The organism is Rhizobium acidisoli (genome assembly GCF_002531755.2).
GTDB classification, from domain to species: domain Bacteria; phylum Pseudomonadota; class Alphaproteobacteria; order Rhizobiales; family Rhizobiaceae; genus Rhizobium; species Rhizobium acidisoli.
This window is the reverse complement of the sequence record NZ_CP034998.1, coordinates 3108756-3128784: the sequence shown is the minus strand read 5'-3', so window position 1 is coordinate 3128784 and position 20029 is coordinate 3108756. Positions and strand designations below refer to the sequence as shown.

20 protein-coding genes are annotated in these 20029 nt (G+C 60.4%); 7 read left to right on the top strand and 13 right to left on the bottom strand.

The annotated features are described in order from the left end of the window. Nucleotides 1–91: 91 nt before the first annotated feature. From CO657_RS15395 to CO657_RS15370, 6 genes are all read right to left on the bottom strand, one after another. Complete coding sequence (locus CO657_RS15395) at nt 92–487, bottom strand: DUF1236 domain-containing protein (protein ID WP_003590658.1); 396 nt, start codon at nt 485–487, stop codon at nt 92–94. A 131-nt stretch (nt 488–618) separates the two neighbouring features. Beyond that, entirely contained in the window at nt 619–1731 is a 1113-nt protein-coding gene (locus tag CO657_RS15390) for an ABC transporter permease (protein WP_054182865.1), read from the bottom strand. 1 nt (nt 1732) lies between these two features. Then, nucleotides 1733–2860, bottom strand: a complete 1128-nt coding sequence (locus CO657_RS15385; protein ID WP_054182864.1) for an ABC transporter permease — start codon at nt 2858–2860, stop codon at nt 1733–1735. After that, on the bottom strand, nt 2857–4614 hold the full coding sequence (locus CO657_RS15380; protein ID WP_054182863.1) for an ATP-binding cassette domain-containing protein: 1758 nt from the start codon (nt 4612–4614) through the stop codon (nt 2857–2859). Before CO657_RS15380 ends, CO657_RS15385 begins: the two co-directional genes overlap by 4 nt. Next, on the bottom strand, nt 4611–5624 hold the full coding sequence (gene hlyD / locus CO657_RS15375; protein ID WP_054182862.1) for a secretion protein HlyD: 1014 nt from the start codon (nt 5622–5624) through the stop codon (nt 4611–4613). Before hlyD ends, CO657_RS15380 begins: the two co-directional genes overlap by 4 nt. Further along, nucleotides 5621–6325 (bottom strand): CerR family C-terminal domain-containing protein, encoded by a 705-nt coding sequence (locus tag CO657_RS15370; protein ID WP_054182965.1) that lies wholly within the window; start codon nt 6323–6325, stop codon nt 5621–5623. Before CO657_RS15370 ends, hlyD begins: the two co-directional genes overlap by 4 nt. 318 nt (nt 6326–6643) lie before the next feature. Here CO657_RS15370 and CO657_RS36755 point away from each other — a divergent pair, with 318 nt between their 5' ends. Together CO657_RS36755 and CO657_RS15365 are read left to right on the top strand one after the other, a co-directional pair. Further along, entirely contained in the window at nt 6644–6796 is a 153-nt protein-coding gene (locus CO657_RS36755) for a hypothetical protein (protein ID WP_003581757.1), read from the top strand. 354 nt (nt 6797–7150) lie between these two features. After that, nucleotides 7151–7465 carry a hypothetical protein gene (locus tag CO657_RS15365; RefSeq protein WP_054182861.1) on the top strand — a complete coding sequence of 105 codons (315 nt, stop codon included), beginning with the start codon at nt 7151–7153 and terminating at the stop codon, nt 7463–7465. A gap of 51 nt (nt 7466–7516) precedes the next feature. Here the strand turns inward: CO657_RS15365 and CO657_RS15360 are convergent, their stop codons facing one another. Further along, nucleotides 7517–8533 (bottom strand): NAD-dependent epimerase/dehydratase family protein, encoded by a 1017-nt coding sequence (locus CO657_RS15360; RefSeq protein WP_054182860.1) that lies wholly within the window; start codon nt 8531–8533, stop codon nt 7517–7519. A 280-nt stretch (nt 8534–8813) separates the two neighbouring features. On the opposite strand from CO657_RS15360, the gene CO657_RS15355 reads away from it, so the two are divergent. Then, on the top strand, nt 8814–9770 hold the full coding sequence (locus CO657_RS15355) for an endonuclease/exonuclease/phosphatase family protein (RefSeq protein WP_054182858.1): 957 nt from the start codon (nt 8814–8816) through the stop codon (nt 9768–9770). 14 nt (nt 9771–9784) lie between these two features. Here the strand turns inward: CO657_RS15355 and CO657_RS15350 are convergent, their stop codons facing one another. The 3 genes from CO657_RS15350 to CO657_RS15340 all read right to left on the bottom strand — a co-directional run bounded on the left by CO657_RS15350 (nt 9785) and on the right by CO657_RS15340 (nt 13110). Continuing rightward, nucleotides 9785–10090: a hypothetical protein gene (locus CO657_RS15350; protein ID WP_012558682.1), complete on the bottom strand. Its 306-nt coding sequence runs from the start codon at nt 10088–10090 to the stop codon at nt 9785–9787. A gap of 130 nt (nt 10091–10220) precedes the next feature. Continuing rightward, nucleotides 10221–11648 carry a mannose-1-phosphate guanylyltransferase/mannose-6-phosphate isomerase gene (locus tag CO657_RS15345; protein ID WP_054182857.1) on the bottom strand — a complete coding sequence of 476 codons (1428 nt, stop codon included), beginning with the start codon at nt 11646–11648 and terminating at the stop codon, nt 10221–10223. Between the two features lie 37 nt (nt 11649–11685). Beyond that, entirely contained in the window at nt 11686–13110 is a 1425-nt protein-coding gene (locus CO657_RS15340) for a phosphomannomutase (RefSeq protein ID WP_054182856.1), read from the bottom strand. 234 nt (nt 13111–13344) lie between these two features. On the opposite strand from CO657_RS15340, the gene ung reads away from it, so the two are divergent. From ung to CO657_RS15325, 3 genes are all read left to right on the top strand, one after another. Continuing rightward, nucleotides 13345–14052, top strand: a complete 708-nt coding sequence (gene ung, locus CO657_RS15335; RefSeq protein WP_054182855.1) for a uracil-DNA glycosylase — start codon at nt 13345–13347, stop codon at nt 14050–14052. A 130-nt stretch (nt 14053–14182) separates the two neighbouring features. Then, the gene (locus CO657_RS15330) at nt 14183–15115 is read left to right on the top strand and encodes a VOC family protein (RefSeq protein WP_054182854.1); all 933 of its coding nucleotides are present in this window, start codon (nt 14183–14185) and stop codon (nt 15113–15115) included. A gap of 11 nt (nt 15116–15126) precedes the next feature. Then, nucleotides 15127–15732, top strand: a complete 606-nt coding sequence (locus CO657_RS15325) for an alpha/beta hydrolase (RefSeq protein ID WP_054182853.1) — start codon at nt 15127–15129, stop codon at nt 15730–15732. An 81-nt stretch (nt 15733–15813) separates the two neighbouring features. Here CO657_RS15325 and CO657_RS15320 read toward each other — a convergent pair whose 3' ends face one another. Then, on the bottom strand, nt 15814–16065 hold the full coding sequence (locus tag CO657_RS15320; protein WP_003590684.1) for a KTSC domain-containing protein: 252 nt from the start codon (nt 16063–16065) through the stop codon (nt 15814–15816). A 649-nt stretch (nt 16066–16714) separates the two neighbouring features. Between CO657_RS15320 and CO657_RS15310 the strand changes: the two genes are divergently transcribed. Then, complete coding sequence (locus tag CO657_RS15310) at nt 16715–17509, top strand: metallophosphoesterase (RefSeq protein ID WP_054182852.1); 795 nt, start codon at nt 16715–16717, stop codon at nt 17507–17509. Nucleotides 17510–17708: 199 nt separating this feature from the next. Here CO657_RS15310 and CO657_RS15305 read toward each other — a convergent pair whose 3' ends face one another. Together CO657_RS15305 and CO657_RS15300 are read right to left on the bottom strand one after the other, a co-directional pair. Then, nucleotides 17709–19034: a UDP-glucose dehydrogenase family protein gene (locus CO657_RS15305; protein WP_012558675.1), complete on the bottom strand. Its 1326-nt coding sequence runs from the start codon at nt 19032–19034 to the stop codon at nt 17709–17711. A 269-nt stretch (nt 19035–19303) separates the two neighbouring features. Then, nucleotides 19304–19903 carry a transglutaminase-like cysteine peptidase gene (locus CO657_RS15300; RefSeq protein WP_012558674.1) on the bottom strand — a complete coding sequence of 200 codons (600 nt, stop codon included), beginning with the start codon at nt 19901–19903 and terminating at the stop codon, nt 19304–19306. Between the last annotated feature and the right edge of the window lie 126 nt (nt 19904–20029).

Genomic DNA, 20029 nt, shown 5'->3' with positions numbered 1-20029 from the left:
ATAATGCGTTTTCGCAAGTCCACGAAAAAAGGGCCCCGCCGAGGCGGGGCCGGAAGTTGCCGAGCCGCAGCAGGCGGCCTCGGTTGCTTGATTATTCGATGACCTGCACCACGCGGTGGGTGCGCGGCTCGACGATCACATGGCGATCGTTGATGACGGTGTAGGCATATTTCGGATTGTCGGGCACCGGCGTCACGACGACATCAGCCGGAAGCGGCTTGCCGACGACGATCGGCTCCTGGACCACCACCGAGGCGGTCGGGGCAGGCTGCTGCTCAACATAGGTGACGACCTCGCGCGGCGGCGGATCGACAACGGCACCGGCGACACCGCCGGCCACGCCGCCAATGGCAGCACCCACGGGACCACCGACGATTGCGCCGGTGATGGCGCCGCCGGCTGCACCGGTCACGGCGCCATCAGCGAACGCATTGGTGGCAAAAGACGACAGCGCAAGGGCGCTGGAGACAAGTAGGATCTTGTACATTTTGCTTCTCCTTTGCTGGGGTTGCGTTTGGGTAACGACCACGCCAATCCGAGGTTCCCGCAGGAGAGAGTCACGCTTTGGCAGGCCGGTTCACATTCTGTGAGCCGACCGAAGCATGCGGCGGTATTGGATTATTCCAGGCGCCGGCGGAAGAGCCAGGCGGCGGCGCTGAGTGTGACGGCGGCGATCAGCGCCAGCGGGATTGTCTGGTTCACCACCTCGCTCAAGGGGATATCCTTGAGGAAAACGCCTTTCACGATCACCAGGAAATAACGCAGCGGGTTGATCAGGGTCACCGGCTGCAGCCATGCCGGCATGTTTTCGATCGGCGTCGCGAAGCCCGAGAGCAGCATGGCCGGGACCATGAACAGGAAGGCGCCGAGGATCGCCTGCTGCTGCGTCATCGATAGCGCCGAGATGAAGAGACCGAGGCCTGCGACTGCACCGAGGTAGAAGACCGCGCTGCCGTAAAGCAGGAACAGCGAGCCGCGCAGCGGCACCTCGAACAGGAAGACGGCGGCCAGAATATAGACGGTGATGTGGAAGAGGCCGATCATCATCGGCGGGATCAGCTTGCCGATCAGGATTTCGTGCAGGCGCAGCGGCGAGACCATCAGCTGGTCGAAAGTGCCGAGTTCGCGCTCGCGGGCGATTGACAAGGCCGTGACGATCAGGCCGATCAAAAGCGCGATGCTGGCGATCAGGTTCGGCACCATGAACCATTGGTAGGTGAGGTTCGGGTTGAACCAATTGCGCGGCACCGATGAGACGATGCCGGCGCCGGCGCGTCTGCCTGCCGGTGTTTCGGCGGCAAGGGCGCCGCCGATCTGCGAGAGGTAGCCGGCGACGATCTGCGAGGCGTTGGAGCGGCGACCGTCGAGCACCACCTGCAGATCCGCAGGCGTTCCCGCCTCGATATTGCGCGAAAAGTCCGGGCCGATCTCGATCGCCGCGATGGCCGTCTGGTTATCGATCGCCACCCTGATATCCGCCTGGCTTTCCGCCATCTCGATCCGGCGGAAAGTCGGCGAGCCGTCGATACGCTCGATCAGCTCCTGGCCCCAGTGACCGCTGTCGCGGTTGAGGATCATCACATCGACATTGCGCACTTCCAATGTCGCGGCATAGGAGAAGACGAGAAGCTGGACGATCGGCGGGCCGATCAGGATGGCGCGGCCCTTGGGGTCGCGAAGCACGGCGAGCAGTTCCTTGACGATGAGGGCGTAGAGCCTTGTCCATCCCATCTCAGCCGATCCTCTTCCGGGTGCTGCGGGCCGCAAGCACGAACATGATGGCGCCGATCGCCAGCATGACGGCGATTGCCTTTGCGAACATCGGCCAGATGTCGCCGGCGAGGAATACCGTCTGCAGGCTGGGGATCAGGTAACGCGCCGGCACGATGAAGGTGATCCACTGAATGACAACAGGCATGGAGTTGATCTCGAACAGAAAGCCCGAGAGCAGAAAGGCCGGCAGGAAGGCAGAGATCAGTGCCATCTGCGAGGCGAGGAACTGGTTCTTCGTTGCCGTCGAGATCAGCAGGCCTTGCCCCAGCGCCGGGATCAGGAAGGCGGCCGAAAGCGCATAAAGGGCGGCGACCGAGCCGCGGAACGGCACGCCGAACAGGAAGACGGCAAGCAGCACGCAGAGCGACATCGAGGTGAGGCCGAGCAGGAAATAGGGCAGGATCTTGCCGGTGAGCAGTTCGACCGCCGTCACCGGCGTCGCCATCATCGCCTCCATGGTGCCGCGTTCCCATTCGCGGGCGACGACGAGCGAGGTCAACAGCGTGCCGACCAGCGTCATGACGATGGCGATGGAGCCGGGCACGAGAAAATTGCGGCTGGTGAGCTCCGGATTGAACCAGAAGCGCTGCTCGACCGCGATGGCGGGACTGCGGGAGGCGACGTCGGCCTGCCGCTGCTGTTCCCAGTTGGCGACGGCGCCCTGGGCGTAGTTCTGGACGAAATTGGCGGTGTTCGGGTCGGAACCGTCGACGATCACCTGGATGGCGGGACGGTTGCCTGCGGTGTAACGCGTGGTGAAATCGGCCGGGATGACGACGATGCCGCGCACCTTGCCGAGCACGAGGTCTTCCTCGAACAGTCGCCGGTCGCGGCCCATTGCGACATCGAAATAGCGCGAGGCCTGGAAGCTCGCCGACAGGTCCTGTGTCAGCGGCGTCAGCTCCTCGGTCACGAGGCCGATGCGGGTTCGGGTGGTATCGAGCGAGACGCCGTAACCGAAGAGAAAGAGCAGGATCAGCGGCAGCACGAAGGCAATGAGGATACTGCTCGGATCGCGGATCGCCTGGAAGCTTTCCTTGCGCACGAGGGCAAAAAGACGCCGACGTCGGCCGGAAGAGGCGCTCATGCAGCATCCTCCGCTTCCGATTGCTGCACCAGGGCGATGAAGGCATCCTCCATCGTCGGGTCCGGCTGCTCTTTCGTTGCCACCCGGGCCTTCAATTCATCCGGCGAGCCGAGCGCGATCGAGCGGCCTCGATAGATCAGCGAGATGCGGTCGCAATATTCCGCCTCGTCCATGAAATGCGTGGTGACGAGCACGGTGACGCCTTTTTCCACCAGCGCATTGATATGCGTCCAGAACTCGCGCCGGGTGATCGGATCGACGCCCGATGTCGGTTCGTCGAGGAAGAGGGCGCGCGGTTCGTGCATGACGGCGCAGGCAAGCGCCAGGCGCTGCTTGAGGCCAAGCGGCAGGTCCTTGGCGGGCTCATGGGCGTGGCGGCCGAAATCGAAAATGCCGGTCATCAGCGCGATGCGTTCGCGCTTGCGCTGCCCACGCAGGCCATAGACGCCGGCGAAGAATTCGAGATTCTGCATGACGGTGAGATCGCCGTAGAGCGAGAATTTCTGCGCCATGTAGCCGAGCTGGTTGCGGGCTTCGGCGGCATCGCGGCGAAGGTCGAAACCGGCGACGCGGCCTTCGCCGCCGGTCGGTTTCAACAGGCCGCAAAGCATCTTGAACGTCGTGGATTTGCCGGCGCCGTTCGGGCCGAGCAGGCCGAAGATCTCACCGCGGCGGATATCGAAGCTGATGTCGTCGGCGGCGGTGAAATCGCCGAAACGCTTGGTCAAGCCCTTGGCCTCGATCACCGGCCGGTCGCCCTCAGCCTTCAGCGGCTCCTGAGCCTCGGCAAGCCTGGAGCGGCCGCCGGGGCCGCCGCCCAGCATATCGACAAAGGCATCCTCGAAGCGGGGCGGGGCGGGGCTAAGCGATGCGCCGTCGCCGGCCTTACCGATATCGGGCTTTTTGTCCTTAGCCGCCACCAGGCGGATCGCCTCGCCCTGGATCACGCCGTCGATGACGCCGTCGGCCTGCAGGAGTTCGGCAAGCACCTGCCGGCGGCGCCCGGCGACATCGGACACCCTGAAGACCCGGTCGTTGACGCGCTCGGTCATCTCCGCCGGTTTTCCGGAGAAGAGCAGCTTTCCCTGGTTCAGCAGCAGCACATGGTCGCAGGCTTCCGCCTCGTCGAGATAAGCGGTCGACCAGAGCACGCCGATGCCTTCCCTGGTCAGGTTCTCGACCATCTTCCAGAGGTCGCGGCGCGAGATCGGGTCGACGCCGACGCCGGGTTCATCGAGCAGCAGCAGGCGCGGCTTCTTCAGAAGCGCGCAGGCAAGGCCGAGCTTCTGCTTCATACCGCCGGAGAGTTTGCCGGCGAGCCTGCCGGTGAAACGCTTGAGGTCGGTGAAGGTCAGCAGCTCGTCGAAGGCGTCCGCGCGTTCGCTTTTCGGCAGGCCGCGCAGATCGGCATAGAGATCGAGATTTTCCTGGACCGAGAGGTCCTCATAGAGGCCGAAACGCTGCGGCATGTAGCCGATTGCCGCCTGGATGCCGGCGGCGTTCTTCCTGGTGTCGAAGCCGAGGACCTCCACTGTCCCCGTATCCGGCAGCATCAGGCCGGTCATCAGGCGGATCAGCGTTGTCTTGCCGGCGCCGTCAGGGCCGACGAGGCCGGTGATGGCACCGCCGCCGATGATGCCCGAGACGGCGTCGAGGGCTGCGGGCGCATCGCCGAAACGTTTGGTGACGCCGTCGATGCGGACGAGCGGCCTGTCGTCCCGCTCTGTCCGGGGGGCGGTTTCGGCGGCGGTCATCGTCCGTCTGCCTGAGAATGGGGAAGGCGCACGGTAACCGGCATGCCCTGGCGCAGATCCGTGCCTGGTTTGTCGATGACGATCCTCAGGCGATAGACGAGACCGGTCCTCAGTTCCGGCGTCTCCACCGATTTCGGGGTGAATTCGGCGACCGGCGAGATGAAACCGATCGTGCCTTCATAGGGCTTGTCGGGTGCCGTATCGGAGGCGACGGAGACCTTCATGCCGGGGTGGATGCGGCCGAGATCGGGCTCGGCGACATAGCTGCGCACCCAGACGGGCTCGGTCAGGGAGAGCACGAAGACGGTATCGGCCGGCGAGACGATTGCGCCGTTCTCCCGCACACGCGAGAGGATGACGCCGTCGTTCGGTGCGCGCAGCTCGGTATCGGCAAGCGAGGTGCGGGCCGAGGCGAGCGTTGCCTCGGCTGCCTTCACCTGCGCATCGGCGGCGGCGATATCCTCGATGCGCGAACCCTCCTGCAGCAGCTTCAGCGCCTCGTTGGCGGACTCGGAGCGGGCAGCGGCCATCGCCCTTGCGGCGGTCGCCTGGTCGAGCGTCGCTTCGGAAATTGTGCCCTGCGGACGAAGCTGGCGGGCTCGGTCATAGGCGAGGTTGGCATTTTCGAGATCGGCGAGGCTTTCGTCATAGGCGGCGCGCGCCTGGGCGATCTCGGTCGGGCGGGGGCCCGCCTTCAGCTTGTCGAGCGTTGCCCGAAGGGCCGAGGCATTGGCTTCGCCTGAGCGGACGGCGAATTCATAGGGCGCGGCATCGAGCTTTGCCAGAACCGTTCCGCTCTTGACGACATCGCCTTCGTCGACGCCGAGTTCGGAGAGACGGCCGCTGACGCGGAAGCCGAGCGAGACCTGGCGGATGTCGACATTGCCGTAAAGGACGAATTCGCGGCGGGCCTCGGGCAGCCAGCCGAGCTTTTCAGGCAGGCCGTACCACCAGGCGGCGGCGCCTGCCGCAACGAGGAGAAGGAAGGTGATGGGGACGAGGCGTTTCATGCCGCGCCTCCCTTCGAGGGGCCGAGCATATCGACCAGTTCGGCGGCGAGGCCGCGCAAGGTTTCCACCTGTTCCGGGCCGACGGCGTCCCATTCCATCTGAGCAAGCACGGCCGCGTGGGTGACGCGAAACACAAGGATGCTGCCGATAAGGTTGAAGGTGCGCAGGCGCACGTGTTCCGAGGCGGGATCTTCCCGCAGGATGGCGCCGATCAGCCGCCGACCCATCTCGATCATCGGCAGCATGATGCCCTGATAAACCCGTGCGAAGGCTTCGGTCGGCTCCATCTGCTCGCGGATCAGGAAGCGTGCCCAGGATTCGGATTCCTTGCCGACGAAAAGCGTCACCATCGTCTGGAGAATTTCTGTGAGGAACAGGCGGGCGTGCGTTTCGCCGAGTGTTTCACCGGCGGCGTCGAGCGCCATGAGACGCGTGCCGATGCGGGCTCTCATGTCGCCGACATGCGTATCGATGCGGGCCATCAGATACTCGGCGGTGGCGATATAGAGGCCTTCCTTGCTGCCGAAATAATAGGGGATCGCCTGCAGATTGACGCCGGCGGCTTCGGTCAGCTGCCGTGTCGAGGCGCCGTCAAAACCGTAGCGGCCGAAGACGTCGAGGGCGGCGGCCAACATCTTCTGCCGCGCGGCCTCGGCGCGGGCGGATGCTGGTGGAGTTTGGGTGTCGTGTTCCTGGTTCATGACAGTTTTATAACGCCAATCGCAAAATAAGTCAATCGATTGATATATTTTGCGATCAGGTTCGATATATTGAGGGATATCGGCCGCCTTCGGCAAATGTCGGGGAAAAAGCAAAGAGGCCCGTGGCAAACGGACCTCTGAGGGTTCTCAAGGTGGCTCGGGGTTGGCTGCCAAAAGGTGGCTACGGACCATCGCTAATTCACGCGATACTGATATGTTTGATCCCAAACGCACGGGGAAAAACCCCGCCGATTTTTTCTATTTCCGCGGTCATTTTTTGACACAAAACTGCCTTGCTCTTTCCGTATCGCCGATGAGATGCGTATCCAAATTTATATTATTGCGCTGCTCCTGAGCGCCATCATGTGGTCGATCTCGTTCGATGCGGCGCGCGAATCCTATCATGCCGCCCAAAGTGCGGGATTGATGCCCAACCTGCATATCAACAAGAAGCTGGATCGCGTTCTCTAAAGCGCGTCGCGATCTTTCAGATTCGCTCGTCGCGCTTTAGCTCTTTGTTTTTGCGCATGTCGTTGCCGCAAAACCGCTGCACACTTTTGCGCGACATGTTTTAGATTGCGGTCAGCGTCCCTCGTTATTCCGTCGATCTTGCCTTGGCGACGTCATGGCGGGGAAAGCGTTTTCCCGTGTGCCCTATCGGGACAGAAAACCGAATTTCATAAAATTTGACTGATCCGCTTAAAAGCCCTGCAAATACTGATGTGTAGAGTGGCCTCATGAAAGCGACCGAAGCGTGGACAGACGCGTCGATCGTTTGGAGACGGGCAAAGCGAAGCCCGCCGATCCGCAAACGGGGACTTCGACATGCACAAAATTCTTGCCGCCATCGCTTTGACTCTGACCATCACGGCCGCCGCCGGGCCGGCGTTCGCCATCGGTCCGGCCAGCCTCGGCCGCGACCTGATGTACACCTCCGCCATCGGCCATTCGCCGGAAATTCCGTTGACGACACGCGCCGGTTTCGTGCGCCCGGGCGTTCCTTTCGTCCTGCGCGGCCCTGCTGAAATCGAGGGCAAGACTGATCAGCTCAAGGCCTATTCGCAGACACTGACGGTTGTCGTCGACTATGTGTTTTCGAAGGCGGTCGACGCGGTTGAAGCGGCGGCGTTTCTGCGCTGATATTCCTGGTCATAGGAAAGACAATTCGGGTCGGCGCCGGGGATAACCCAATTAGGCGTCGAGTTCGCCGCGGACGTCGAGATACCAGTCGACGAAGGCCTTGACGCCGACATCCAAAGTCGTATCCGGCTTGTAACCCGTCAGCGCAACGAGCAGATCGGGTGCTGCGAAGGTGCGCGGGACGTCGCCCTTCTGCATCGCCAGCATCTTGCGGATGGCCGGACGGCCAAGCGCCTTTTCCACCGTTTCGACGAAATCCATCAGGCTGACCGGCTGGCCGCCGCCAATATTGACGACCCGAAAGGGCGCCTGGCGCGAAAGCGTTTCGACAGCCACGTTGTCCAGGCGGTTATCCTCACCAGGGGCGATCGCCGACAGCCTGACGATCCCCTCAATGAGATCGTCGATATAGGTGAAGTCACGGCTCATATTGCCTTCGCCGTAGATCTCGATCGGCTGTCCCTCAAGCATGTTCTTGGTGAATTTGAACAGCGCCATGTCGGGCCGGCCCCAAGGGCCGTAAACGGTGAAGAAGCGAAAGGCCGTCGTCGGGATCTTATGTAGATGGGCATAACTATGCGCCATCAGCTCCATCGATTTCTTCGTTGCGGCATAGATGGTCAGCGGCTCGTCGGCGCGATCGGTCTCGTGAAAGGGAACGGTCGCATTGGCGCCGTAGATCGATGACGTCGAGGCCAGCATCAGGTGACGGATTTCGACGCGCCGGGCGATTTCCATGATGTTCCACGAGCCTTCGACATTCGATCGAAGATAGGCCTCGGGATTTTCCAGGCTGTATCGCACGCCGGCCTGGGCGGCGAGGTGGATCAATATGTCCGGCTTGGCCGCGACAACCGCCGCCTCAAGCGCTTCGCGCTCCTCGAGCATAGCGATGACCGGTTTGAAGGCCGGGAACTGGGAGAGTGCTGCATGGCGCATCTCCTTGAGCTTGACGTTGTAATAGGGAGTGAGGCCGTCGAAGCCGGTGACCTCGTGGCCTTCCTGCAGCAGGCGCCTAGCCAGATGAAAACCGATAAAGCCGGCCGTCCCGGTAATGAAGTAGCGCATTCCCACCTTCTCTCGGCTCGCTGCCGACGGCAAAAGCCGATTCCGTATCGCGTGACCCCACTTACAAGATAAGAAGAGGCCGAGTCGATAGATCTTTGAAAGAGAAGGCAGCCGCCGCCTTTGCTGTGGTTGCCGGCATTTCGGCCGCTGCCCTGCCGATGATGCAGGGCCGTCAATATGGTCCGAAGGCCCGGCTGCGGCCTTCGGCAATTATGCTGCGTTGCAACATTTCGGCCTGCATGTTATGGCCGGCGGGTCGTCTGCAAGCAGGTCAGGATCGATGAGAGAGATAATTTATTGGATTCTCTGCGCGTTTCTGACCGTTGCCATCGCGATCGTGTCCTTGCGCTATGTCACGAACTTCTGGCTGCTGTCCTTTCTCTACAGCTTTCAGGTTCACTTCGGCGTCCTCTTTGTGGCCGCCAGCCTTGTCATTCTGGCTGTCAGGCGACAGATTTACGGCTTCGTCCTTCTGTTTGTCTCGCTTCTTCTCATCGCTCACGGCGTCATCATGCTGCGGGAGTTTTCGCAGGACGGCAGAGGCACGGACAGGCCGCCGCTTTTTCGTCTGATGTCGTTCAACATCGCGATCGACAACTGGAAAAACTCGACTGCCATCACCGACATGGTGATCGCGTCGAATGCCGACGTCGTCAATTTGCTTGAAGCCAAGCCGCTGACGTTCCATCTGCAGCAATTGTTCAAGGCCTATCCCTATCATATCGGTTGCGACACCGGGAAAGATACGTGCGATACGCTGGTGCTGTCCAAACGGCCGTTCGTCAACCAGCAGGTCGTTAGCATGGGCAGTTTGCGGAAAAACAGGCTGGTTATATCGAGCGTCGACTTCGGCGGCGAAACCGTCAGTCTGGTGTCGGCGCATCTGAGCAAACCATATTTCGACGATTTCCAGATGGCTGAATTGGAAGATCTCGCCAAAGCGCTTGGCTCGATCGACGGCCCTGTGGTGCTGTCAGGCGATTTCAACTCTTCATCGATCGCCCCGAGTATCCAGGCTTTCCTGCGCAAACAGGGACTGAAGACGATCGCGCCCGAACCGGCGACATGGCCGATTGCTGCCGGCTCATTGGGGATCGCCATCGATCACATATTTGCGCGCGCGCCGCTTTATCTGACATCGCTGAAACGTCTCGATGACAATCTTGGCTCGAACCATTCCGGCCTGATCGCCGAATTCGTTCTCGACAGAGACGGTGAAACTGCACCGGCAAAATAAGCCTGCCGGGTAAGTTAAAATTTCGTCCTGCCGCCTTTCTTGTCGATCATCTGAAATTTCTCGCCGTCGGTCTTCACGCTGACGCAGTCGGTCGACTTGTTGGCAAACCGGACGCACACCTGGCCATTGGTTATCTTATAGCCATTGCTGTTGCCCTGGCGATATTCGTAACCGTTGCTGCTTTCTTTCAGTTCCGACGTGCCCGGCAGGTGCTCGCGGATTTCAGCTTCGCTTGCGGTTCGCATCTTTCCGGTTTCGGCAAACGCCATTGCCGGGGCCATGATTAAAAGAAATCCGGCGAGGGCGGGCAGGATGCGCATCAGGGGATATCTCCGGTCATGTCTCTCGGTACGTCCATTCTACGAGAAGTGCGATAGCGAATTCAACAGCGATGGCGGGTCGCGCGGGAAAAGCATTGTTTGGGCCTGGCCAGGCGGTTCGGCTGCGACCTCACGTTCTTCCGAACTCATCGACGATGCGGATGATGTCGTCCTCGCCGAGATAGGAGCCCGTCTGCACCTCGATCAGTTCGAGGAGGATCTTGCCGGGGTTGGCGAGACGATGGACTTCGCCGAGCGGAATATAGACGCTCTCGTTTTCGCGCAGCATCCGTACCGTCTCGCCGACCGTCACCTCGGCCGTTCCCTTGACGACGACCCAGTGTTCGGAGCGATGGTGATGTTTTTGCAGCGAGAGCTTCTTGCCCGGTGTCACGAAGATACGCTTCACCTGGAAGCGATCGCCGTTGAAGATCGAGGTATAGCCGCCCCAGGGACGATAGGATGTCGGATGGGTTTCGGTGAATTTCGCCGTCGCGGAAGAGGAGGCCAGCATCTTGACCAATTGCCCGACATTCTGGCTGTCCTTGAGCGGTCCGACATAGACGGCGTCCTCGCTGGCGATGACGGCCACATCCTCCATGCCCTGGACGGCAAGATGCACGCCGTGGGTCATGACCAGCGAATTGCGCGTATTGACGACGGTGGTGTTTGCGGCGGCGACATTGCCGTTGTCGTCACGCACGCCTGATTTCCAAACGGCATCCCAGCTTCCCATGTCCGACCATTTGAACGGCGAGGGGACGACAGCGGCCTTGGAGGTCTTTTCCATGATCGCATAGTCGATTGAGATATCGGGGCTCTTGGCGAAATGGTCGGCGTCGAGGCGGGTAAAGTCGAGGTCGCGGCTTGCCTTGGAAACGGCCTTGCTCGCCGCCTTCAGCACATCGGGCGCATATTCCTGCAGCTCGGCGATGAGTTCCTCCACCGGGAACATGAAGATGCCGGAGTTCCAATAGAAGCCGCCGTCGGCAAGCATCTGCTCGGCCTTTTCCAATGCCGGTTTTTCCACAAAACGGTTGACCTTGTGGGCGCCGTTTTCAAGCGCATCGCCGATTTCGATATAGCCGTAGCCGGTTGCTGGCTCGGTTGGGCTGATGCCGAAGGTAACGAGCTTGCCGTCGGCCGCAGCATTCCGGGCGATGCGGATGCAATCGAAATAGCTCTTGTCGGCGAGGATTTCGTGATCCGAGGCGAGCATCTGGATGATGGTGTTCTTGCCGAAAAGCTCGGCGGCAAGGGTAGCGGCGGCGGCCACCGCGGCGGCAGTGTTGCGGGCGACCGGCTCAAGCAGCACCGCGGCGAGCGGGACGCCCAGCGTGCGGGCCTGCTCGGCGACGAGGAAGCGAAATTCCTCATTGGTGACGATGATCGGGGCTTCATAGAGCTCCGGGTTGGAAACGCGTTCGAGCGTCTCCTGAAACAGCGTCTTGTTGCCGACGAACTGGATGAACTGCTTCGGTGCGGTGGCACGGGAAAGCGGCCAGAGCCGCGTGCCTTTGCCGCCGGCCATGATCACGGGAACGATTTTCTGCGTCATAGGCGGGTTCCTTGAAAAAAGCTTGTTCGTGGCATGTTTAGCGGGCGTTTGCCCAGTCCGTTATTCGGGTGAGCCCTGTCTTCAGCAGATCCAGGGCGGCGGTTTCGCTCCCGGCTTCGACGTAGCAGCGCATTTCGGGCGCATTGCCGGAGGGGCGGAAATGAATGATGCTGCCGTCTTTCAGCGTTACGCGAAGTCCGTCGATGTCGGATTTCGCCGCCACCTCGCCGATCGGCTGCAGGAAAGCGGCAAGGTTTTCACTGGAGGCGCGCAGATGCTCCATCAGCGCCGCACTCGTCTCCAACGGAAAATTCTCCAGGCGATCGGCGGCGGCAAAGGGCAGATGATAGGAGGCGGCAACGGCCGAAAGCGGCTGCCTGCGAATGGCGGCGAGCGACAGGATCGCAAGCATCGGGAGAAAACAATCGCGCGTCGGCAAGGCGCTGACGGACCTGCCGTTGATATCGAACGGGGTTGCGGTCAGCAGCCCGCCATTGGCTTCGAAGCCCATGACATGATCTTGACCGGCGGCCACGGCCTCTTCCATGCCTGCGATGACGAAGGGTGAGCCGACGCGGGTGCGCCTGACAGCGAAAGCGCCCGCGGCCTCGATGCCGGAATTGGAGGTCACCGGTGTCACGACCGTGCCGGCGCCGAGAAAATTGGCTGCGACAAGGCCGAGAAGGTCGCCGCGCAGCGGCATGCCGGTTTCGTCTGCGACCAGCGGACGGTCGCCGTCGCCATCGGTCGAGACGATCGCATCGAATTTGTACTCGGACGCCCAGCGTTTCATCAGCGTGATCGTCTCGTCGGAAACGGCTTCGGTGTCGACGGGAATGAAACTCTCCGAACGTCCAAGAGCAATGATCTCGGCGCCATAATGGGCGAGAACGTTAACCAGCATATCGCGGGCGACGGTGCTGTGCTGGTAGACGCCGATCTTCAAGCCGGATAGTGCGCCTTGCGGCAGCAGGTCGGCGTTGCGTTGGAAAAACAGCTGACGGCAGATCGCCTCATGATCTTCGGTCTCAGCCGGGGCCTCTGCAACGGTCTCGCCGGTTCGCTCGATCTCGGCCGCCGATGCGGTGATATGAGCCTCGTCCGATTTGTCGATCTCGCCGTCCGGGCGATAGAACTTGATGCCGTTGCGGTCTGCCGGAATATGCGAGCCCGTCACCATCAGGCATGCAGCGTTGCTCTCGAGGCCATAGAGGGCAAGGGCGGGTGTCGGGACATTGCCGCAGTCCAATACCCGGAAGCCGAGTGCGGCGAGTGCGCCGGCACAATTTCCCGAAATATCGGGGCTCGAATCGCGAAAATCGCGGCCGATCAGAATGGCGTCGCCGAGCTGCGCCTTGCCGGTCTGCAGCAGATATCTGCCGAACGCCGTCGCATAAAGCGCAGAGGCGCGTCCCTTGAGATCCACTGAAAGTCCGCGAAGGCCGCTCGTGCCGAATTTCATTTGAAGACATGTCTCCGGTTTATCATAAGGTTCTACTCAGGCTGCCAGCCGGCGTAAATACCAAAGCCGTCATATAGTTAAACACGGACGGCCGTGCCTCGGACAGCCCTCGCAATCTTCTCTCGCCGATTCTATCTCCCTGGACCCATTGCCGAGCCGACAGGCATTGCAGCGTAGATCGATTTTGTTAGAACCGTGTGTCCGTTGTTTCGTGATATGCGAAGGGTTTGCTGGATGAGCGATACATCAGTCAGTCTCGAAGAGAGCTGGAAAGCCGCCTTGGCGGGGGAGTTCTCAAGCCCCTATATGCAGCAGCTCAAGTCCTTTCTTGTCGCGCAGAAGCAGGGCGGTAAGCGCATTTTCCCCCGGGGCAGTGAATATTTCCGCGCCCTCGACCTGACACCGATCTCCAGCGTCAAGGTCGTCATTCTCGGGCAGGACCCCTATCACGGGCTGGGGCAGGCCCATGGGCTGTGTTTCAGCGTGCGGCCGGGCGTGCGCATCCCGCCCTCGCTCGTCAATATCTATAAGGAGATGCAGACCGATCTTGGCATAGCGCCGGCGCGTCACGGTTTTCTCGAACATTGGGCAAGGCAGGGCGTGCTGCTGCTGAACAGCGTGCTGACTGTCGAGGAAGGGCAGGCGGCGGCCCATCAGGGCAAGGGGTGGGAGCGTTTCACCGACGCCGTCATCCGCAAAGTCAACGACGAGTGCGAATCCGTCGTCTTCCTGCTCTGGGGCTCCTATGCCCAGCGCAAGGCCGCCTTTGTCGATACGACGCGGCATCTGGTGCTCAGGGCGCCGCATCCCTCGCCGCTTTCGGCCCATAACGGATTTTTCGGCTGCGGGCATTTCTCGAAGGCGAACGATTTCCTGCAGTCGCGCGGGCGGTCCCCGATCGATTGGCAGTTGCCGACCGATCCCCAAGATATCGAGGTGTGAACGCAAACCGGTGTTCGTTCACTAAAAGAAGACAATGCGTTTTGGTCTGGGGGTCTGTTCCCACGGAGTTTCAGCGCGCATCTTAGCCCCATCGAAAGCCTGCGAATTGCGGGCAAGAAAGGGGTCTCACATGCTCGATCAGATCAAGGGTCTGCACCACGTCACGTCGATGGCGGAGGACGCCCGGACCAACAATCAGTTCTTCACCAATGCGCTTGGCCTGCGCCGCGTCAAGAAGACGGTGAACTTCGACGCGCCTGATGTCTATCACCTCTATTATGGTGACGAGACCGGTGCGCCCGGCACTGTCATGACCTATTTCCCGTTCCCGAAGATGGCACAGGGCCGTCCCGGCACCGGGGAGGTCGGCACGACGGTGTTGTCCGTTCCGCAAGGCTCGCTCGGCTTCTGGAGCGATCGTTTCAGCGCGTTGAATATCGGCGGGCTGAAGGCCGAGGAAAGTTTCGGCGAGAAGCGCCTGAATTTTTCCGGTCCCGACGGTGACGGCTTTGCGCTCGTTGAGGTCAAGGACGATGCCCGCCAGCCCTGGACACACGGCGGCATCAGCGAAGACCACGCCATCCGCGGCTTCCATTCCGTGGCGATGCGGCTGAGGGATGAAGGCGCCACCACCGAACTCCTGAGGTTCATGGGCTACGAGGTCGCCGAGGAACGGGATGGCGTCAAGCGGCTGATCAAGCCTGACGGCAACGGCGCGCATCTCATCGATCTCGAGACCATGCCGAACATCGCCCGCGCGCTTCCAGGCGCCGGCTCCGTTCACCACGTCGCCTTCGCCGTCGAAAACCGCGAAAAGCAGCTCGAAGTGCGCAAGGCGCTGATGGATACCGGCTATCAGGTGACGCCGGTGATCGACCGCGATTATTTCTGGGCGATCTATTTCCGCACGCCGGGCGGCGTGCTGTTCGAGGTCGCGACCAATGAGCCGGGCTTCAACCGCGACGAGGACACGGCCCATCTCGGTGAAGCCCTGAAGCTGCCCCAGCAGCACGCTCATCTTCGCGCGTTGCTCGAGCAGCACCTGCAGCCGCTCGAAGCGTAAGGAGAGGCGCTATGACCGAAGCTGGATATGTGCACCGGCTGCATGCCGGTGCACCTGATAGACCCATTCTGCTGGTGCTGCATGGCACCGGTGGCGACGAGAACCAGTTCTTCGATTTCGGCCGGCGCCTGCTGCCCGAAGCGACTGTCCTCTCGCCGCGCGGCGACGTTTCCGAACATGGTGCGGCGCGGTTCTTCCGTCGCACCGGGGAGGGGGTCTACGACATGGCCGACCTCTCACGGGCGACGGAGAAGATGGCCGCCTATGTCAAGGCATTGGCTGACAAGCATCAGGCTTCCCAAATTCTCGGTCTGGGTTTTTCGAATGGCGCAAACATTCTTGCCAATGTGTTGATCGAGAAGGGCATCTTCGATGCCGCCGTTCTGATGCACCCGCTCATTCCGTTTCAGCCCGAAGCCCAGGCAACTCTTGCGGGGAGAAAGGTGCTGGTGACGGCCGGGCAGCGCGATCCAATCGCTCCCGTCCCGATGACCGAGGCGCTGTCTGAGCATCTGAAGGATCGCGGCGCTGATGTCAGAACGGTCTGGCATCCCGGCGGCCATGAGATTGCGCCGCTCGAGATCAATGCAGTTCGCGATTTCTTCAGTGGCTATTGATGGAATGTGCGCCGGTCGGTGGCACTGATTTGCGGGGCCGGTGATGCCGGTCCCGCATTTTAGCTGAAGTTAAAGATCACATTAGGGGCGGGGAGGATATTTGCCCCTGATTGCCGTCATATAAAAATTTCCCGGGGATTCCGCCATCGTCAAGCCGACGACAACTCCCTTGGGGACGCCTTCATATTCCCGCCTCTGACCGTTTGTCAGATAGACCCGTAGATGCCGGCTGTCTTCGTCGTAGCTGATCGCCTCGATAAGTTTCGAATCAACCGCAGTTTCCACTTTGCACCCCGCAGTTTTGGATCTGAGAATCCCGGTAAAGAATGTCATTCACGCTCGCAATGCGCCATCATCATGCGCCGGTGCAGTAGCGTCAAGCGTGATAAGCTTAAGCGTTCATTTTTTTCTACAGGCTCTCGCTATAGTTGATTTATGCAGCTTTTTTGGAGGTGTCGCCTGTGGAAATCCGGTTGCCGGAAGTTCTTTGGTTTGGAGAACTAGCGGCGGACACAGCCGCTGCTGGAACGAATAATATGGCTTAACGCTGAATTAACCCTCATCTACCAAAATACAGCGCGATATTGACCGTGATGTCCTTCTAAAACGGCCGAATACAAATTGCGTTTCTCGCAATCATAATTTCGCTGTCGCGGGGACGTTGCGTAAGGGCAGCACGATGTGACTGCGAAAGCCGATCTGCATAAAAGCCGCAAGCGAAGATGCGAGGATTGGGTGATTCGACGCGAGGCTGAGTGTCCGGTGGGGAGGAGACCGTTCCGGCAGCGATCGACGACGCAGGAAAAGTGCTGTCGGTTCACGGGCGACGGCCGCATAGCCTCTTCACGCGGGGTTCCGGTTACAATTTCGATGAGGCCGTGATCGGGCCAATTTCTTTTTGAACACTGAGCCTCATACCCATGCAAGGATGGGCAGGAAATGGAGCTTTTCCGATACCCTCGAGGGCTGTCGGACCTCATATATGGGTTACATGTTTAACTATCTCGGGCCGTGGCGACAACAGATACGGATACTGGCCGGCAACCACAAAGGACGCGCTCGGCTGACGTTTGCCGAAGGCGAATTCGCTGCGGTCTATGCGATGAGCGATGTTCACGGATGTTATAAGGAGCTCGTCGAGGCGCATCGCCGCATCGAGGAGGACGCAGCGCGCATTCCGGGGCCGAAACTTATCGTGATGCTCGGCGATTATGTCGACCGCGGGCCTGATTCGAGCGCGGTGCTGGAGTTCCTGAGCAAGAGCCCGCCGCCGGGATTTCAGCGTTTCGCGCTATGCGGCAATCACGACGCGGAACTGGTCAAGCTCTATCGTAAACCGGCGCACATTCTTGAATGGCTCGGCTTTGCCGGGACCGAGACACTGCACTCATACGGCATCGATATCGAGCATCTGCTACAGTCGGCGGCTGGAAGCGAAATGATTGCCCGGGTCATTCGCAACATGATCCCCGAGCGGCATATTCAGTTTCTGGAATCGCTGCCGATCATGCTGCGGATGGGCAGGGTGGTCTTTGTCCATGCCGGCGTCAAACCGGGCATCGACCTTAAAAAGCAGAAGGACAGCGACCTGATGTGGATCCGCCAACCCTTCCTGGATGACGGGCCGCAGCTTCCCGTCCTGGTGATCCACGGGCATACCCCGGCGCGAACCCCGACATTCGGTCCGCAACGGATCGGCATCGACACCGCGGTCTCGGCGACGGGTCGGCTGACCGTGCTGACGATAAAAGGAACGCGGGTCGGGCTCCTCAACTAAAGCGCGTTCAGGCCTTTTGGCGCAGTGCGCTAAAGCGCGTCGCATCAAACTTGATTCATGTGACGCGCTTTAGCTCTTGTTTTGATGCATGTCGTTATCCCGGAACCGCTGCACACTTCCGGGCGACATGCATTGAAAACCAAAACGCCGCGGGATTTGCTCCGCGGCGTCAGGACGATTACCGGTTCACCAGAACCTGTCAGGCGTTTGATTCCTGATAGAGATTGGTGCCGATGCCGGTATAGGTAAAGCCGTATTTGCGGACCTCGTCGCTGCGGTAGATATTGCGCAAGTCGACCAGGACCGGAGCGCGCATCGACTGCTTCAGGCGATTGAAATCGAGCGCGCGGAACTGGTTCCATTCGGTGACGATGACAAGCGCATCCGCATCGGCGGCCGCTTCATAGGGACCGTTCGCATATTCGATGTTCTCGATCACCTTGCGGGCGTTCTCCATGCCCTCGGGATCGTAGCCGACCACCTTGGCGCCGGCGTCCTGCAGGGTCTGGATTACCGCAATCGCCGGGCTGTCGCGCATGTCGTCGGTGTTCGGCTTGAAGGTCAGGCCGAGAATAGCGATCTTCTTGCCGCGAATGTCTCCGCCGACGGCCGAGATGACTTTGCGTCCCATCGCCCGCTTGCGGTTGTCGTTGATCGAGATCGTCGTCTCGATGAGACGGATCGGCGCGTCGTAATCCTGCGCCGTCTTGGCAAGAGCAAGCGTATCCTTGGGGAAGCACGAGCCGCCGTAACCCGGGCCGGCATGCAGGAACTTGGCGCCGATACGGCCGTCGAGACCGATGCCGCGCGAGACGTCCTGGACGTTTGCGTCGACCCGTTCGCAGAGATCGGCGATCTCGTTGATGAAGGTGATCTTCATCGCGAGGAAGGCATTGGCCGCATATTTGATCAGTTCCGAGGTGCGGCGGGTGGTGAAGACCAGCGGCGCCTGGTTGAGGTAAAGCGGACGATAGACCTCGGTCATGGTTTCGCGCGCCCGGTCGTCATTCAGCCCGACGACGATACGGTCAGGACGCTTGAAATCTTCGATCGCCGCACCTTCGCGCAGGAATTCCGGATTGGAAACGACGGCGACATCCGCCGCAGGATTGGTTTCGCGCATGATGCGCTCGACTTCGTCGCCGGTGCCGACCGGCACCGTCGACTTGGTGACGATAACGGTGAAGCCTTCCACGTAAGTGGCAATCTCGCGCGCAGCGGCGTAGACATAGGAAAGATCCGCGTGGCCGTCGCCGCGCCGGGATGGGGTGCCGACCGCGATGAAGACGACATCGGCGCTACGGACGCTTTCACCGACATCCGTCGAAAACGACAGCCGGCCGGTGCTGGTATTTTCGGCGACCAATTGTTCCAGACCCGGCTCGTAGATCGGAATGCGGCCTTCGCGAAGGGCTTCGATCTTACTCAGATCCTTGTCTACGCAGATGACGTCGTGGCCGAAATCCGCAAAGCAAACGCCTGAAACGAGGCCGACATAGCCTGATCCAATCATCGTGATGCGCATAATTCCCTCAAATCATTAGAGTAGGACATCATGCTGCGTCGCAGCATGGGCGTCCGTCATACTTAATCTGGGCGAAAAGACAATATCGAAGATCGCTTGATACCCACACCGGAAATCGAACTCGGGGCGCCGCAGTTCTGTGTCGGTGGCCCTGCCGATAGCAAAAAGCATAGGTTTATGTGGGCGATATGACAAGTCGAGCCGCACATCAGAGCGGCTCGACTTCGATCTCGAGGAGGTGCGTTCGGTTTATTTTGCTGCGCCCGCTGTTACAGCCGGTACCAGACATAGGGGTCTGTTCCCGATTGAATCTTGTCCCAGCGCAGGTCGGTGTCTCGCCAGTTCTTGATGCTGCTTTGCCTGTTGTCGAGCACGAGGTCGCCCTTATCGGTCCTGACCACCAGGACGGCATGTCCTTCACCGGAGGGCGTATAGGCGGTCGCAATCCGCAAAGCGCGCGACGACCAGCCCATCGCAATCAGCCGGCTGCGCTTGGTGAGGGCGAAATCTTCGCAGTCACCGCTGCGGACATTCACCTTCCAGACGTCGCCGTTCAATTCGCTGCGGGAATCGTTCCTGCCGATCATCGTACGATTGACGGCGCCGTTCACGGTTTTCAGCTGCAGCATCTGCTCATCGGTGAGCGCGATGACCGAGACACCGTTGTTGTCACGGCATTCGGCCGGGTTCTGGGCGCAGAACAATACCTGGGCGAAGGGCGGAATGATCTTGCCTTTTTCAGAGATATAACTGACCGCAGAATTGCCGTTAAGGCCGCGGGCAAAACCTGCGGGACCGGCGGCAAATGCCGAGCAGGCATTTCCTGCTGTAAAGGCCAGTGCCAGAAGTGTAACGAATGTTTTCTTCATCTGTTAAATCCCCGTTCAGGGCAACCGATTGAGATCAGGCTTGCCTTTTGTCCCAGTCAATGGCATGGCGATTTAGTGATCTGCCAAGTATTGGCCGCAGAACGTCTGTCCCGTTCATGCTGCTTG

Excerpts from the sequence above, each read along its gene's own strand:
- CO657_RS15350 (WP_012558682.1), bottom strand. The coding sequence starts at position 10,090 with ATGCGCATCCTGCCCGCCCTCGCCGGATTTCTTTTAATCATGGCCCCG.
- CO657_RS15365 (WP_054182861.1), top strand. The coding sequence starts at position 7,151 with ATGCACAAAATTCTTGCCGCCATCGCTTTGACTCTGACCATCACGGCC.
- CO657_RS15390 (WP_054182865.1), bottom strand. The coding sequence starts at position 1,731 with ATGGGATGGACAAGGCTCTACGCCCTCATCGTCAAGGAACTGCTCGCC.
- CO657_RS15370 (WP_054182965.1), bottom strand. The coding sequence starts at position 6,325 with ATGAACCAGGAACACGACACCCAAACTCCACCAGCATCCGCCCGCGCC.
- CO657_RS15360 (WP_054182860.1), bottom strand. The coding sequence starts at position 8,533 with ATGCGCTACTTCATTACCGGGACGGCCGGCTTTATCGGTTTTCATCTG.
- CO657_RS15395 (WP_003590658.1), bottom strand. The coding sequence starts at position 487 with ATGTACAAGATCCTACTTGTCTCCAGCGCCCTTGCGCTGTCGTCTTTT.
- CO657_RS15380 (WP_054182863.1), bottom strand. The coding sequence starts at position 4,614 with ATGACCGCCGCCGAAACCGCCCCCCGGACAGAGCGGGACGACAGGCCG.
- ung (WP_054182855.1), top strand. The coding sequence starts at position 13,345 with ATGAGCGATACATCAGTCAGTCTCGAAGAGAGCTGGAAAGCCGCCTTG.
- CO657_RS15330 (WP_054182854.1), top strand. The coding sequence starts at position 14,183 with ATGCTCGATCAGATCAAGGGTCTGCACCACGTCACGTCGATGGCGGAG.
- CO657_RS15340 (WP_054182856.1), bottom strand. The coding sequence starts at position 13,110 with ATGAAATTCGGCACGAGCGGCCTTCGCGGACTTTCAGTGGATCTCAAG.
- CO657_RS15305 (WP_012558675.1), bottom strand. The coding sequence starts at position 19,034 with ATGCGCATCACGATGATTGGATCAGGCTATGTCGGCCTCGTTTCAGGC.
- CO657_RS15320 (WP_003590684.1), bottom strand. The coding sequence starts at position 16,065 with ATGACATTCTTTACCGGGATTCTCAGATCCAAAACTGCGGGGTGCAAA.
- CO657_RS15355 (WP_054182858.1), top strand. The coding sequence starts at position 8,814 with ATGAGAGAGATAATTTATTGGATTCTCTGCGCGTTTCTGACCGTTGCC.
- CO657_RS15310 (WP_054182852.1), top strand. The coding sequence starts at position 16,715 with ATGGGTTACATGTTTAACTATCTCGGGCCGTGGCGACAACAGATACGG.
- CO657_RS15325 (WP_054182853.1), top strand. The coding sequence starts at position 15,127 with ATGACCGAAGCTGGATATGTGCACCGGCTGCATGCCGGTGCACCTGAT.
- CO657_RS36755 (WP_003581757.1), top strand. The coding sequence starts at position 6,644 with ATGCGTATCCAAATTTATATTATTGCGCTGCTCCTGAGCGCCATCATG.
- hlyD (WP_054182862.1), bottom strand. The coding sequence starts at position 5,624 with ATGAAACGCCTCGTCCCCATCACCTTCCTTCTCCTCGTTGCGGCAGGC.
- CO657_RS15385 (WP_054182864.1), bottom strand. The coding sequence starts at position 2,860 with ATGAGCGCCTCTTCCGGCCGACGTCGGCGTCTTTTTGCCCTCGTGCGC.
- CO657_RS15300 (WP_012558674.1), bottom strand. The coding sequence starts at position 19,903 with ATGAAGAAAACATTCGTTACACTTCTGGCACTGGCCTTTACAGCAGGA.
- CO657_RS15345 (WP_054182857.1), bottom strand. The coding sequence starts at position 11,648 with ATGACGCAGAAAATCGTTCCCGTGATCATGGCCGGCGGCAAAGGCACG.